Below are 13,602 nucleotides of genomic sequence, written 5' to 3'. Positions count from 1 at the left end.
GACCCCGCCGTCGGTCAGCCCATGACCTCGCTCAACGGAATGAAGTTGAGCAAATCACCCTCGGCCACAGTGGAGCCCTCGATGATCTCGATCAGCCCGTCAGCCCAGGCGGCGCTGCGCAACACACCTGAGCTTTGATTGCGGTAGGCGATCAGTCGGCCCTGCTCTAAACGCCCTCGCAGGTATTCGCGGCGATTGCCAGGCTTGCCCCAGACAAAACCGGCGGGCACCTTGAATTGAAGGGGGGTCACGTCGCTCACGCCCTGGCGCCGTAGCAGATAAGGCCTGGCCAGCAACGCGAAGGTCACCAGGGTCGAAGCGGGGTTGCCTGGTAAACCGATCACGGGCACACCGCGAAAATGCCCGAACGTCAGCGGCTTGCCGGGTTTGATCGCCAGCTTCCAAAGCGAAATCTCGCCCTCTTCACGCAGGGCATGGCCGAGAAAATCCGCCTCGCCCACGGACACGCCACCGGTTGACAGAATCAGGTCGACATCGCCCAGAGCCCCTAGCGCCTCGCGGGTTTTAACCAGGTCATCGGCCAGAATGCCAGCATCCACCACCTCGCAACCCAAGCGCTTGAGCCAACTGCACAGTAATACGCGATTGCTGTTGTAGATCTGCCCCGGCCCCAACGGCAGCCCCGGTTCGATCAACTCGTCGCCCGTGGACAGCACCGCTACCCGCGGGCGCCGCACCACTGGTAAGCGGGACAGACCCATGGTTGCAGCCAAGCCCAACTCGATCGGCGTCAGCACGGTGCCTGCGTCCAGCACCTTGTCGCCGACCGTGGTTTCCTGGCCTTTGGGCCGTATGTTCTGTGCAAGGCTCAGCGGCTCGAGGAAACGCACACGCTCGTCGGCCTGAACTTCGGCGTTTTCCTGCATTTCCACACAGTCGGCGCCTTCGGGGACCGGGGCGCCGGTGAAGATCCGCGCACAGGTACCCGGCTGCAAGGGCAAGGGCGCCTGCCCGGCGAAGATACGCTGGCTGACCGCCAGAGGCTCGCCTTTCCAGTCGCCAACGCGCAAGGCATAGCCGTCCATGGCGCTGTTGGGCCACGGCGGCAGGTCAAGGGTCGAGACCAGGTCCTGGGCAAGGATTCGCCCCTGCGCATCAGCCAGGTCCACCGTTTCACGTTCGCTAATCGGCGCGCCTTCAGCCAGGCTCATCAAGCGCTGCATGGCCTCCTCCACCGGAATCAGGCCACGCGGTTCAGGCTTGCTCATCGGTAGTCACCCACGGGTTGCGCACGGCTCGGCCTTTTTCAGGTGCGGCACGAAATTGCAGGGACGGAACGTGTTGTTCAACTGGTCGGCCAGGATCCCGTCCCAACCGGTGCGAACCGCGTTGGTCGAGCCCGGCAGGCAGCACACCAGCGTGCCGTTGGCCAGGCCCGCCAGCGCGCGCGACTGAATGGTCGAGCTGCCGATGTCCGGCACCGATATCTGGCGGAACAACTCGCCGAAACCGTCTACCTGCTTGTCCAGCAGGCATGCCACCGCTTCGGGGGTGCTGTCACGCCCGGTGAAGCCGGTGCCGCCTGTGATCAGCACCACCTGGACTTCGTCGTCGGCGATCCAGGTGGCGACCTGGGCGCGAATCTTGTAGAGGTCGTCCTTGAGCAGCACGCGCTCGATCAAGCCGTGACCGGCAGCGGTGAGGCGATCGACGAACATCTGCCCGGAGGTATCGTTATCGAAGGTGCGCGTGTCACTGACAGTGAGCACGGCAATGTTCAGCGGCACGAAAGGTGTGTCAGCCTTGGCTTTCATCGGCTAGGTCCAGTTGTCGGGGAAACAGTGCGGTGTTATATCACAGCACCCCTTTTTGCTGCGCCGACCGAGTTCGCCATGACTGCATCCGACACCCTCCCGCCCTGTTCGATCCTGCTGCTGGCCGGCGGTCAGGGCCAGCGCATGGGCGGTCGCGACAAAGGCCTGATCGAATGGCGCGGCGAACCGTTGATCAAGCATCTGCACCGCCTGACCCGCCCGCTGACCGACGACCTGATCATCTCCTGCAACCGCAATCGCGAACGTTACGCGTCGCTGGCCGATCAACTGGTGCAGGATGACCAGAGCGACTTTCCCGGCCCTTACGCCGGCATCCGTGCGGGCTTGGCGGCGGCGCGGCATGATTTCCTGCTGGTAATGCCGTGCGATACGCCATTGCTGGATCTGCAACTGCTGCACGGCCTGCGACATACCGCTGCAGCGCACCCGGGCAAACCGGTGATGATTCGCCAGGGCGAGCAATGGGAGCCGTTGCTGTGCTGCATTCCTGTGATGTACCAGCCTGTCTTTGAGCGGCATTGGCAACAAGGCCAGCGCAGCCCGCGGCGGACCATGGCCGAGCTGGGGGCAGTGGCCTTGCAGTGTGAAGCAGGGGATCGGCGTCTGGCGAACCTGAATACGCCTGAATTGTTGATCGACGTCAGGCAATAAATCCGTAGGCGGTGTTTGATGGCAAGCGCGATGTTTCATGGAACTTTGCCGACAACTGCTGCGTCAGAAACCTCACTACATAAAGAATCACCCTCGGAGACACAGTAATGAAACAACGGACTATTCCCGCAGCCCTCCTGCTCGCACTCGGCCTGGCCACTCTTGCCGGTTGCGCGTCGCCCACTGTGATCACGCTCAATGATGGCCGTGAAATCCAGGCGACCGACAAGCCGAAATACGACGAAGACTCCGGTTTCTACGAGTTCAAGCAGCTGGATGGCAAGGAAACCCGCATCAATAAAGATCAGGTGCGTACCGTCAAAGAGCTGTGATGCTGGATTGAGAGCACCAGACCCGCCTTTTCAGGCGGGTTTTTTTGGGTCTGAATTTCGGGCTTGTTCGGTAACGATTGTGGCGCAAATATTGGTCTGGCCACGCCCAGGTTGATCGTTCCCAAGCACCCTCTTGAAGTCGGCACACTCGGCTTCTGCCAAGAGGCCGTGGGGTTCTGACTTGCCGACGATCTGCTGCACTCCTCAGAATGCAGTCTTCCTGATTCAACCAAGGTAGCGGGCTTTGCTGCCGCTAAGCGCCAGATCGTTGGCAAGCCAAACTCGTACGCCCTTCGGGCAGAATCAAAAGCGGTGCCCTGATCTGCCTTATGTGGCGCACGCACTGGCTAGTGTTTTTTGATCGTTCCCACGCTCACTCCTGCATTCGGCACATTGTGCCTCTGCCGTTAGGCAGACCCCATACCGCGCCACCGCCTATAACGCGGATACAGCCAAAACCCTCTCGTCCGCGCACCCTGCACCATGTACCTTCACTGATACATTCATGACAATCCATCGACACCTGGCACCGTCACCCTTCCGCCCCGCTCGCCAGCGAAGTAGCATGGCAGCGTCGTTCCTCAATCGCGGCCTTTCCCGGCGGCATCACATGGCGGCAGCAACATGCAAACGACCCCCGACAGCAACACCGCCAACGCGCAGGCTGAAGAGCGCCGCTGGAATACCCGGGCGCTGATCGTCGACGACGACGTACCGATCCGGGAACTGCTGTGCGACTACCTGGCCCGGTTCAACATCCAAAGCACCGGCGTCACCGATGGCAACGCCATGCGCCAGGCACTGGCTGAGGAAACCTACGACGTCGTCGTGCTGGACCTGATGTTGCCCGGTGAAGACGGTCTGTCCCTGTGCCGCTGGCTGCGCAGCTCCTCCGATATCCCGATCCTCATGCTCACTGCCCGCTGCGAGCCGACCGACCGCATCATCGGCCTGGAACTGGGCGCTGACGATTACATGGCCAAACCCTTCGAGCCCCGCGAGCTGGTGGCCCGGATCCAGACCATCCTGCGCCGGGTCCGCGATGATCGCACCGAGGAGCGCACCACCCTGCGTTTCGATAACTGGCGCCTCAATAGCGTGTTGCGCCAGCTGACCGCCCCTGACGGACTGGTGGTGCCGCTGTCCAACGCCGAATTCCGCCTGCTGCGCGTTTTCCTCGAACGCCCGCGCCGGGTGCTTAACCGCGAACAACTGCTGGACGCCGCACGCGGGCGTTCCATCGAAGCCTTTGATCGCAGCATCGACCTGCTGGTCTCGCGCCTGCGCCAGAAACTGGGCGACGACCCGAAATCACCGCAACTGATCAAAACCATACGGGGTGAAGGCTACATGTTCGATGCCAGGGAGATTGGTTGATCCGCTCGGCCGATACGCTCTTTGCCCGATTGTTCGGCGGCGCGCTGCTGGCAATCGTGCTGGCGCACCTGCTGGCATTCATGTGGTTTCATCACTACGGCCCGCCAATGCCGCCCCCTCCGCCCATGCAGCAGGGCGATCAACCCGGCGCATCCGGCACAGCTCCCGACGCTCCCGGCGACTTCGCGTCCGCCCGCCCGCCCCGCCCGGCCAGGGACGCGTTGCGCCCGCCGCTTCCTCCACCGCCGGGCCGCGCGCCGTTCTTCGGTATTCCACTGACCCCGTTGTTCTTCCAACTGGTCACGCTGGTGATTGCTGCCTGGTTCGGCGCCAAAGCCTTGAGCCGCCCGGTGCAGCGGATCAGCGATGCCGCCGAGCGATTGAGCGAAAACCTCGACAGTCCGCCGCTGGCCGTGACCGGGCCGCGTGAAGCACGCCAGGCTGCGGCTACCTTCAACCTGATGCAGGAGCGCATCCGCGAGCAGGTTCAGCAACGCGGGCGCATGCTCGCTGCGGTCTCTCACGATCTGCGCACCCCCCTGGCCCGGCTAAAGCTGCGGGTCGAGCAGATCGAGGAGCCGAAGCTGCACGGGCAGATGTCCCAGGACCTGAACGACATGATTGCCATGCTCGACGCAACCCTGACCTATCTCAACGAAGAGCGCACCAGCGAGGCCCTGCACTATTTCGACGTGCAGGCCCTGATTGAATCGCTGACCGAGAACGCGCAGGACAATGGCGATGACGTCCAGGCCAGTGGCAGCTGCCGCCCCCTCAAATCCCAGCCGATGGCCCTGCGCTCGTGCCTGCACAACCTGATCGACAATGCCTTGCGCTACGCCGGGCACGCGCGGGTGGTGATCGAAGACACCAGCGATCGCCTGCGGGTCCGGGTAATCGATTCAGGCCCCGGCATCCCCGAGCATATGCGTGAAGCGGTGTTCGAACCGTTTTACCGCGTCGAAGGGTCACGCAACCGCAACTCCGGCGGCGTGGGTATCGGCATGACCATCGCCCGTGAAGCGGCGCGGCGCATGGGCGGTGACCTGCGCCTGGAAGAAACCCCCGGTGGCGGCCTTACGGCGGTGCTGGATCTGCCGAGAATGTGAAGGCTTTATCGATCGCGTGCAGCAGTCAAGCGTGCTGGTGGCAGCGATTTACCAAACCCCATCGCCGGCGTGCCGGACTGCGAAAAAATCACCACCCAGCGCCCGCGTAAGCCCACCGTTACAAACACCACATACCCAGGACACCCTCGCCCCGGACGCTGCATAAGCCGGTGCACTGTGCCGGTTTTCATTCATCTGATGGGGAGTCAGTCCGATGGTCACAGGCATCAGCGGCAGCAGCAGTTATTCCAGTTACATCAGCTCGAACACCAGTAGCAGCGCCACTGGCACCAGCAAGAAATTCGCCGACGAGTTACTGAAGAAACTCGACACCAATGGCGACGGCACTGTCGACAAGGATGAGCTGAGCTCGGCCCTGTCCTCGGACTCCCAGGATGGCATCACCGTCAGCTTGAGCAAGGCCTTTACCGACCTGGACAGCAATGACGATGACAGCCTGGATGCCGATGAACTGGCGGCCCTGACCCCGCCGCCCCCACCACCGATGCAGATGGACGCAGGTTCTGCCGCCGATGAGGCTCAGGATCTGCTCAGCGCACTGGACACCGACGGCGATGGCAGCGTTAGCAGTGACGAACTCACCGCCGCCCTGAAAAGCGCGAACAGCAGCACCGACAGCAGTCAGGTTTTCGACGCCCTGGACACCAACAAAGACGGCACAGTCAGCCTGGATGAGCTAACCGCCAGCCTGCAAACCCAGCAAGCGCCCCCTGCACCACCCCCAAATGACAACGCCAGCGACCTGTTCAGCAGCCTCGACAGTGATGGTGACGGCAGTATTAGCGCCACCGAGATGACCAGCGCCCTGCAAAACGCAAGCTCGACCGGCAGCACCGATTCGACCAGCAGCACGGCGACGAGCAGCACCTCAACCAGCGCCGACGCGATCAACTCGCTGTTTAGTGCGCTGGATGCCGACAGCGGCGGCGGTGTAAGCGCCAATGAACTGAGCAGCGCCTTCAAGTCGGACACCTCTTCTCAACAACAGGCCTCGACCACCAAGGCGACCGAGGCGTTGAATCGTATGGTGGCGGCGTTGAGCGACCGCTACAACCTCAACAGTAACGCCCCGGCAGGCAAATACGTCAGCACCTCTGCCTGACGCAAAAACCGCCGCCGGGCGCTTGCCCGACGGCGGTTCTGATAGAGCGCCAGGCGCCTGTCAGGGCAACTGCCGAACCCGACTCCCCGCAACCCAGTCCAGCAACAGGCTGTAGGCTACCGCCAGCAGCGTCGGGCCGATGAACAGGCCGATGAAGCCGAACGCCAGCAGGCCACCAAACACCCCCAGCAGCACGATCACCAACGGCAGATTGCCGCCACGGCTTATCAGATACGGCTTGAGCACGTTATCTACGCCACTGACGATGAAGGTGCCCCACAGGCCTAGAAAGATCGCCATTCCGTACTCGCCTTTCCATGCCAGCCACGCCGTGGCCGGCAGCCATAGCAGGGGCGGCCCCATCGGCACCAGACTCAGCAGAAAGGTGGCGATCCCCAGCACCAGCGCACCCGGAATCCCCGCAATCAGAAAGCCGATCAGTGCCAGCACCGCTTGCGCCGCGGCCGTGCCGATGACGCCGTTGACCACTCGCTGAACAGTGCCAGCCACCAGATCGGCGTAGTACTGCGCACGCTCGCCGATCAAGCGCTGCAGCAGGCTTAGGACGAACGCCGCCAACCGCGGCCCGTCGCGGTAGAAAAAGAACACGAACACGATACTCAAGGTCAGCTCGAGGATGCCGCCGCCGATCTGCGCGCTGCGCGCCAGCAACCAGTTGCCCATCTGCCCCAGATAGGGTTTGAGGCTGATCAGCAGCGCCGCGCCCTGCTCATCGATCGTGGTCCAGTAACCCACCAGCCGCTCGCCCACCAATGGGATGTTGCCCAGCCAGGTCGGTGGATCAGGCAGACCGTCAACTTGGACGTCCTTGATGAAAATCGTCGCATCGCGCACGTGATCGGCCAGGTTGAAACCCAACCAGACCAGCGGTGCCGCCACCAGCAGCATCCAGCCCAGGGTCAAAATACCCGCCGCCAGGGACTCACGGCCCTTCAGCGCGCGGGTCAGCAGGCGCATCAGCGGCCAGCTGGCAAACGCCAGCACCGCGCCCCAGAACAACGCTGACCAGAACGGCGCCATCACCCATAAGCAGGCGCCGAGCAGCGCCAGCAGAAGAATCTGCACCAACAGGCGATCGTTATCAAACATGGGTTCATTCCATAAAAGAAGCGTGCGCAGACGTGAAGCATAACGGCGAACCCTATGGCTCGCCGAATTCCTGACTCATGCGCCGGGGAGAGAACAGATTTCAGCGAATGAGTTCCAGGGCCAGCCCCTGGGTTTGCCTGTTGCCTGCCTCCAGCCGCGCGGCGCGTACGCCGCCGTTGATCAATGCTTCACGCCAGGCCTCGCCCTGCGGCCCTGAAATCGTCACGCGCAAACTGCTGTCCAGATTCAGACCCCGGGACAACAAGGTGATCCACGGCTGTGCAGGCATGCCTTTCAACATGGACAGTTCCAGGTAGCCCGAGCTTTTCAGCTCGCGCAGCAACGTTGCGGAGGTGGGCAGCAGTTCGCCGAGCGGTGCGCTGGCCTGCAGCTGTTCAACGTGCAGATAAGCGCGGCGGTTGCCACGGGTGACGCTGTACAGCGCCACCAGTTTGTCGTTGTCTGGCGCTGCCAGGCGCAGCAGCAGGTAAGCCTGGCCGTTATCAGCGCCGTACAACCTGGAATTGCCGAACACCTCATTGGCCCACAGGCTGCTTTCGCCGCAGTCCCGCGCCTGACACCAGAACAACAATTGCGCGCCACGTTGTTGCAGGGCTTCGCGGGCTGCGGTGAAGGCTTCGTCGGCGGAACGTTCGGCGGGCAATTGATACGTCACGGACGCGGCGTTGCCACGGGCCGCTATTTGGCCATCAAAACGCAACTGGCCGCTGATCTTGCGAATCGAACCCAGCGGGTAGATGCGCTGAAGCTCGGCGGCAGGCCGGTAATCGACAATTTCCGCATCCGTGGGCCTTGGCAGGTTGTCGAAATCCTGGCTACCCGGGGCATCCGCCGCTTGACTGGAGGCAGCGTAACCGCTCAGGCACAGCAGCAGGCCCAGCGCGCGTGAGGCGCGGGATAAACGCATAGTGGCTCTCATTGCAGGAAAATCGAGGGGCAAACAAATACCGCACGGGTGCGCGGCATGGGGCTGGGGGAACGTGTCGAATGTGCGGGGTGGTCCATCGTGCTGTCTCCTGTTTCAACCCGCCCAGCCTCGACAGTTGCGCAGCGCAAGTCAAGGAACGGCGAAGAACCGATTGAAACAGTCTGCAACAGCGTTTGCACCCGCCTCGTCGTTGAGGTGCAAATGATGGCCGCCGGGCAGTACAGCCACCTGGAACGGCACGCTGTCCAGCAGTTCCCTGTTCTGTGCCAGCATCCCCTCCTCGGCCACCACCAACTGCGCCGGACAGCGCACCGCGTTGATGAAGGACAGCGCCTGCGCACGGGTCATACGGGTCGGCGACGCGAGGGTCAGACGACTGTCGCTGCGCCAGGTGTAACCGCCGGGCACCGGCATCAATCCGCGCTGGGCCAACAACTCGGCAGCCTCACGACTGACCGCGACGGCTCCTTGCATCCGCGCCTCGACCGCGCGCTCCATGCCGACATACACCGGCTTGCGCTTGCTGGCCATCGCCAACTGCGCCTGCAAGGCCGCGCCCATTCGCTGGGCGGCGCCCTCGGGCTCGCCCAACGGCGGAATCAGGCCGTCGATCAGCGCCAGGCGATGGATCCGCTTAGGCAGGGCGCCGGCAATGATCACCGAAACGATAGCGCCCAACGAATGCCCCAACAGCGAGAACCTTTCCCAGCCCATCTGCTGCGCCACCTGCAGCACATCATGGGCGTAGTCCGGCAGGCCATAACCGGCGCCTGGCGGGCGATGGTCGGAATGGCCGTGACCTGCCATGTCCAACGCCAAAATGCGCAAGCCGTTCAGTTTCGGCGCAAGTCGAGCAAAGCTGTTGGCATTGTCCAACCAGCCGTGCAGGGCAATCACCGGCTGGCCGTCCTGTGGTCCGAACAGGTGCGCCGCCAGTTCGATGTGCGGCAGGGCCAAGCGCACTTCTTCGACGCAACAGGTCATGCGCTGACCCGCTGCAGGGTCAACATGTCCTGAGCGGACCGAGCGCGGGCCTCCCAGCGGGAGAACAGATTCTTGAGCAATTGCGCCGTGTCCTCGGGGTATTCCAGCGGGAACATATGCCCGCCTGGCACTGAAAGATACTCGCCTTCGCGCATGCTTTTGACCGACAGCGCATGATGGCGGCGCACCACATCGCTGTGTTCGCCACGCACCATCGCCAGCGGCACCTGTAGATGACGTGCCATGCCGGGGCTGGTGTGGGGCACGCTGCGGTAGATGCTGATTTCCGTAGCCGGATCGAAGCGCAGGCGCAGGTGCTCGCCATCCGCTTGCAGGCCATGCAGCAGATAAGCCTCGAAACACTCGGGGTCGAAACGACGGAACAGGTGCTTGCCGGAAAAATAATGCCGGGCCGCCGTCAAATCGCTGAACACTTCACGCCGGCCCAGCGTGCGTCCGGCCGGCGTAATGCGGTCGATGAAGCCGAAACGCTTAGCGGCGCGGATTATCCACTGATCGAATCGGGTCAGCACCGGTGAATCGAGCATGACCACGCCGCGATACAGCTCAGGATGGCGCAGCGCGGCGTGATAATGCAGCACGCCCCCGAGTGAATGGCCCACACCCCAGACCGGTTGCGAATGCTCGCGCAGGTGATGAATCAGTTCGTCGACCAGATTCGGCCAGTTATCGGTGACTGGAAAGCGTGGATCGTGAGCGTGCTGCGCCAGATGGGAGACCTGAAACGCATTCCCCATCGCCGCGAACAGCTTGCCGTAGGTCGCAGACGGGAAGCCGTTGGCATGAGCGAAGAAGACAGGTTGAGTCATGCCGGCGTTTCCAGTGAGCCCTGATCAGGGTGCGATTGTGCGCGCCTGCGTCCGGGAGCGGCAATGACCGGAACTGCCATCGGGGATGACACTCCGGTCATTGCCTTGAAAACGCCTGCCTCAAAAAGCCTGAGTGAAACGGTCCAGGCACGCTTTGATGTATGCGACCTTAAAGGCATAGGCTTCACAGGCTGCAGCCTTGGCTTCAACCGGAGCTTCTGTTTCTTGAACGCGAGAATACCGGTCTGCATCAATTGCACTGCATCGTCAGCCACTTGCTGGAATTTGGCCAGATCATCACGTTGGGGGTATTGAGATTTAATATCATCGACCCTGCGATCGGCTTCGTCCCTCAGCTCCCGGAACTCGGAATTGGTCAGCGACTGGTCATCGTAAATACGCGCCAGCCATACATCCAAGTCGCTGTTGGCAGCGGCTGACTTGTTAGTTTGCAGTTCGACCAGATCGGAACTCAGCTTCGCCAGTTCAAGGGTTTTATCGTGAATGGCCTTCCTAACGCTACAACGTCATGATTCATGGTGGTTCCTCCTTGATGCAGTGATGTTTCATCTTGAAACAGTGCAAGGCTAGGCCTGTGCACCTGCATCGACAACTGTCACTACTGACAGTTGAAGGCCGGAGCAAAAAGCGAGATCAGATCAGCGCCCAGGCGGCTGCTCACCCAGTGGAACAACTGCAACGGTCAACCGTGAGATGCAACTGGTCTTGCCCTCATCGCTGGTCAAGCGAATGTCCCAGACATGGGTGGTACGGCCAATGTGTACCGGATGCGCCACGGCAGTGACCCGCCCATTGCGCAGCCCGCGCAGATGGTTGGCGTTGATTTCCAGGCCTACGCAGAAATATTTGCTGGTGTCGATGATCAGATAACTGGCTGACGATCCCACCGTTTCAGCCAACACCACCGACGCGCCGCCATGCAGCAGGCCGTAGGGCTGATGAGTGCGATGATCAACGACCATGCTGGCAGTCAGTGACTGGTCGTCGCATGCATCGAAACGAATGTCCAGCACCTCGCCGATGGTGTTCTTCTGCATGGCGTTGAGGGTTTCGAGGTTGGGGGTTTCACGCCAAAGACTCATGGGTTTTCCTTGTTATAGAAAGGCTCAGTCATGAGGATGCTGAGCAATTGAACGCAATACTTGCACCTGTCCCGCAGCGTACCAGTGGTGACGCTTAATGACGCGCCGCTGGCAAGCGATACGGTTAAAAGCTGATCGCCAACCCTGTCATCCCGGATGCCGCACGCCGAGCAGGTTCATCGCTCCTGCCAGCGGAAATTCAGCTTCGAGTTGCGCCAAGCTGGCGGTGTGCATGGGCTGTGCCTGCTGCAGATTGCCATGCACCGCCAAGCCAATCAGCGCCCCCACCAGAGGCTGGTGACTGACCAGCAGCACGTCATCGGACGCATACACGTCAAGATTATCCAGCACCTTGCGCGGGTCGCTGTCGGGCGTCAGCCACGGCACCGTCACGATCGAATCGGAAAAGCCCAAGGCCTGGCGCACCAGCTCGGCGGTTTGCTGGGCGCGCACATAAGGGCTGGCAATAATCCAGCGCAACGGCTGTCCCAACAGGTGCGCGGCACTGGTCAACGCCTCCTCGCGTCCGTTAGTGGTCAATTCTCGTTCGGCGTCGGTACGCGCCCGGTACTGGGCCTCACCGTGACGCAGAATCCACACGTTCATAGCTTCGGCCCCTCTTCGCGAACACTGTGCTCGGCAGCGGGCTCGGTGTGCGGCGCCTCACCTTCAGGCAGGCGTGGTGCAGGCCAGTCGGCGAACGGCCAGGGTTTTTGGTCGGTATGAAAGGTGCCGAAACGACCAATCTGCGCGAGGAACTGGCTCAGGCTATCGCCAAACGACATCAGGCTCAGGCTCGGCGCCCCGTAGAAAAGACGATAGGCCAATTGCACCAGCACCACGACCGCCAGAACGATTTCCGCGACCTGCCAGACCACCACAAACACCACCATCCACAGAATGCGCAGCAGGATAGATTCGTGTTGCTTGAATTTTGATTCGTTCAAGAGCTTCTCCATAAGGGCTTGAATAAAGGATTGAAACAGCCCTTCATCATCAGTTGAAACCGCTGGTCGAGATAAAGTCGACATCGGTCTTGGGTTCGGCGCGCATCAGCAATTCAATGACCTGCTCCAGCGTACGCCCCTCAAAAAGGATCGCGTGCAGACCAGCAACCAGCGGCATGTAAACCTGGACCTCGTGCGCCTTGGCCTTGAGCACCTTGAGCGTGTTGACGCCTTCGGCCACCTCGCCTAATCGGGTCACGGCTTCGTCCAGGCTCAACCCTTGCCCCAGCGCGAACCCCACCTGATAGTTGCGACTTTTGGGGGAGGAACAGGTCACGATCAGGTCGCCGACACCGGCAAGACCAAGAAACGTCATCGGGTTCGCCCCCTGACTGACCGCAAAGCGGGTCATCTCCGCCAAGGCGCGGGTGATCAGCATGCTCTTGGTGTTCTCACCCATGCCCAATGCCACCGCCATGCCGGCGATGATGGCGTACACGTTTTTCAGCGCGCCGCCCAATTCCACGCCAAAGCGGTCGGCGCTGGCGTAGACGCGGAAAGTGCGTCCGTGCAACGCGGCTTGAACCTGCTGGCAGAGGTCTTCATCTTCGCTGGCGACCACGGTGGCGGTCAGTGCATGCTCGGCGATCTCCCGCGCCAGATTCGGCCCGGACAGCACCCCGATGCGAGCCTGGGGGGCAATATCCTGGAGAATCTCACTCATCAGCTTGAAGGTTTGCGCCTCGATACCCTTGGTCAGGCTCACCAATACCTTGCCGGTGAGCAGTGGGACATGAGGGGTTAACACGCCACGCAACGCGCTGGATGGCAGGGCAACGAATACCAGTTGGCTTTGGCTCAGTACGCTCTGCAGATCGGTCACCGGCTCTACCGCCTCGAGGACCTTGATGCCTTTGAGATAGCGCGGGTTTTCGCGATTGACACGAATCGCCTCGGCCTGCCCGGGATCGCGCATCCACTGCAGGACCCGGTGACCGTTCTCGGCCAGCAGGTTGGCCACGGCTGTCCCGAAGCTGCCGCCACCCAGAACTGCGATCGGTTGCTGTTGGGTCATAAAACAATCCATTTAGAGCCATCGGATCTGGCGATGGCAGCATTATACGGAGCGCCGAGCGCGCCACCAGCGGCAAAACACGGCGACGCGTCCACGTCGCGATCGCCGGACTCTTCACGAGGAAAATCCCTCCGGCTCGGTTAAGATGCGCGCACCGGACGAAAATTCCACCGCCGCGCCGATGCGCTATCGTCAGAGTGCTTCCTTTGAGATCAG

Annotated in this window: 16 protein-coding genes; 5 read left to right on the top strand and 11 right to left on the bottom strand. The window is 61.7% G+C overall.

Annotation, left to right across the window (positions count from 1 at the left end):
• Positions 1-14: 14 nt before the first annotated feature.
• Both glp and moaB read right to left on the bottom strand, forming a co-directional pair.
• Complete coding sequence (glp, locus tag B3I26_RS08635) at positions 15-1,229, bottom strand: gephyrin-like molybdotransferase Glp (protein ID WP_296257028.1); 1,215 nt, start codon at positions 1,227-1,229, stop codon at positions 15-17.
• 6 nt (positions 1,230-1,235) lie between these two features.
• On the bottom strand, positions 1,236-1,775 hold the full coding sequence (gene moaB, locus B3I26_RS08630; RefSeq protein ID WP_296257027.1) for a molybdenum cofactor biosynthesis protein B: 540 nt from the start codon (positions 1,773-1,775) through the stop codon (positions 1,236-1,238).
• Positions 1,776-1,853: 78 nt separating this feature from the next.
• On the opposite strand from moaB, the gene mobA reads away from it, so the two are divergent.
• The 5 genes from mobA to xopAW all read left to right on the top strand — a co-directional run bounded on the left by mobA (position 1,854) and on the right by xopAW (position 6,388).
• On the top strand, positions 1,854-2,447 hold the full coding sequence (gene mobA, locus B3I26_RS08625; RefSeq protein ID WP_296257025.1) for a molybdenum cofactor guanylyltransferase MobA: 594 nt from the start codon (positions 1,854-1,856) through the stop codon (positions 2,445-2,447).
• Positions 2,448-2,554: 107 nt separating this feature from the next.
• The gene (locus B3I26_RS08620; RefSeq protein ID WP_296257022.1) at positions 2,555-2,779 is read left to right on the top strand and encodes a YgdI/YgdR family lipoprotein; all 225 of its coding nucleotides are present in this window, start codon (positions 2,555-2,557) and stop codon (positions 2,777-2,779) included.
• A 624-nt stretch (positions 2,780-3,403) separates the two neighbouring features.
• A complete protein-coding gene (locus B3I26_RS08615) occupies positions 3,404-4,156 on the top strand; it encodes a response regulator (protein ID WP_296257020.1) in 753 nt (250 codons plus the stop codon).
• Positions 4,153-5,265, top strand: a complete 1,113-nt coding sequence (locus B3I26_RS08610; protein ID WP_296257017.1) for a sensor histidine kinase — start codon at positions 4,153-4,155, stop codon at positions 5,263-5,265. Before B3I26_RS08615 ends, B3I26_RS08610 begins: the two co-directional genes overlap by 4 nt.
• Before the next feature lie 214 nt (positions 5,266-5,479).
• On the top strand, positions 5,480-6,388 hold the full coding sequence (xopAW, locus tag B3I26_RS08605; RefSeq protein WP_296257016.1) for a XopAW family type III secretion system calcium-binding effector: 909 nt from the start codon (positions 5,480-5,482) through the stop codon (positions 6,386-6,388).
• 60 nt (positions 6,389-6,448) lie between these two features.
• Here xopAW and B3I26_RS08600 read toward each other — a convergent pair whose 3' ends face one another.
• The 9 genes from B3I26_RS08600 to B3I26_RS08560 form a co-directional block, all read right to left on the bottom strand.
• Complete coding sequence (locus B3I26_RS08600; protein WP_296257014.1) at positions 6,449-7,498, bottom strand: AI-2E family transporter; 1,050 nt, start codon at positions 7,496-7,498, stop codon at positions 6,449-6,451.
• 100 nt (positions 7,499-7,598) lie between these two features.
• Positions 7,599-8,426, bottom strand: coding sequence for a DUF4892 domain-containing protein (locus B3I26_RS08595; protein WP_409521977.1), 828 nt, complete (start codon positions 8,424-8,426; stop codon positions 7,599-7,601).
• Between the two features lie 150 nt (positions 8,427-8,576).
• Positions 8,577-9,431, bottom strand: a complete 855-nt coding sequence (locus B3I26_RS08590) for an alpha/beta hydrolase (RefSeq protein ID WP_296257008.1) — start codon at positions 9,429-9,431, stop codon at positions 8,577-8,579.
• Positions 9,428-10,261, bottom strand: coding sequence for an alpha/beta fold hydrolase (locus B3I26_RS08585; protein ID WP_296257005.1), 834 nt, complete (start codon positions 10,259-10,261; stop codon positions 9,428-9,430). Before B3I26_RS08585 ends, B3I26_RS08590 begins: the two co-directional genes overlap by 4 nt.
• A complete protein-coding gene (locus tag B3I26_RS08580; RefSeq protein ID WP_296257003.1) occupies positions 10,258-10,680 on the bottom strand; it encodes a hypothetical protein in 423 nt (140 codons plus the stop codon). The genes B3I26_RS08585 and B3I26_RS08580 overlap by 4 nt, the downstream gene beginning before the upstream one ends.
• Positions 10,681-10,920: 240 nt before the next feature.
• Complete coding sequence (locus B3I26_RS08575) at positions 10,921-11,364, bottom strand: hotdog fold thioesterase (RefSeq protein ID WP_296257000.1); 444 nt, start codon at positions 11,362-11,364, stop codon at positions 10,921-10,923.
• Between the two features lie 147 nt (positions 11,365-11,511).
• Positions 11,512-11,970, bottom strand: coding sequence for a phosphohistidine phosphatase SixA (gene sixA / locus B3I26_RS08570; RefSeq protein ID WP_296256997.1), 459 nt, complete (start codon positions 11,968-11,970; stop codon positions 11,512-11,514).
• Entirely contained in the window at positions 11,967-12,311 is a 345-nt protein-coding gene (locus B3I26_RS08565; RefSeq protein ID WP_296256995.1) for a DUF4389 domain-containing protein, read from the bottom strand. The genes sixA and B3I26_RS08565 overlap by 4 nt, the downstream gene beginning before the upstream one ends.
• Before the next feature lie 49 nt (positions 12,312-12,360).
• Entirely contained in the window at positions 12,361-13,386 is a 1,026-nt protein-coding gene (locus B3I26_RS08560) for an NAD(P)H-dependent glycerol-3-phosphate dehydrogenase (RefSeq protein WP_296256993.1), read from the bottom strand.
• Positions 13,387-13,602: the final 216 nt, after the last annotated feature.

This window comes from Pseudomonas sp. UBA5706 (assembly GCF_002419965.1).
Classification (GTDB): Bacteria; Pseudomonadota; Gammaproteobacteria; order Pseudomonadales; family Pseudomonadaceae; genus Aquipseudomonas.
The sequence above is the reverse complement of the archived record's forward strand: the minus strand, read 5'-3'. Positions and strand labels throughout refer to the sequence as shown.

What these genes read in the sequence shown, in the direction of transcription:
- glp (WP_296257028.1), bottom strand. Translation starts at nt 1,229, where the DNA reads ATGAGCAAGCCTGAACCGCGTGGCCTGATTCCGGTGGAGGAGGCCATG.
- sixA (WP_296256997.1), bottom strand. Translation starts at nt 11,970, where the DNA reads ATGAACGTGTGGATTCTGCGTCACGGTGAGGCCCAGTACCGGGCGCGT.
- B3I26_RS08595 (WP_409521977.1), bottom strand. Translation starts at nt 8,426, where the DNA reads ATGCGTTTATCCCGCGCCTCACGCGCGCTGGGCCTGCTGCTGTGCCTG.
- B3I26_RS08590 (WP_296257008.1), bottom strand. Translation starts at nt 9,431, where the DNA reads ATGACCTGTTGCGTCGAAGAAGTGCGCTTGGCCCTGCCGCACATCGAA.
- B3I26_RS08600 (WP_296257014.1), bottom strand. Translation starts at nt 7,498, where the DNA reads ATGTTTGATAACGATCGCCTGTTGGTGCAGATTCTTCTGCTGGCGCTG.
- B3I26_RS08575 (WP_296257000.1), bottom strand. Translation starts at nt 11,364, where the DNA reads ATGAGTCTTTGGCGTGAAACCCCCAACCTCGAAACCCTCAACGCCATG.
- moaB (WP_296257027.1), bottom strand. Translation starts at nt 1,775, where the DNA reads ATGAAAGCCAAGGCTGACACACCTTTCGTGCCGCTGAACATTGCCGTG.
- xopAW (WP_296257016.1), top strand. Translation starts at nt 5,480, where the DNA reads ATGGTCACAGGCATCAGCGGCAGCAGCAGTTATTCCAGTTACATCAGC.
- B3I26_RS08620 (WP_296257022.1), top strand. Translation starts at nt 2,555, where the DNA reads ATGAAACAACGGACTATTCCCGCAGCCCTCCTGCTCGCACTCGGCCTG.
- B3I26_RS08585 (WP_296257005.1), bottom strand. Translation starts at nt 10,261, where the DNA reads ATGACTCAACCTGTCTTCTTCGCTCATGCCAACGGCTTCCCGTCTGCG.
- B3I26_RS08560 (WP_296256993.1), bottom strand. Translation starts at nt 13,386, where the DNA reads ATGACCCAACAGCAACCGATCGCAGTTCTGGGTGGCGGCAGCTTCGGG.
- B3I26_RS08615 (WP_296257020.1), top strand. Translation starts at nt 3,404, where the DNA reads ATGCAAACGACCCCCGACAGCAACACCGCCAACGCGCAGGCTGAAGAG.
- mobA (WP_296257025.1), top strand. Translation starts at nt 1,854, where the DNA reads ATGACTGCATCCGACACCCTCCCGCCCTGTTCGATCCTGCTGCTGGCC.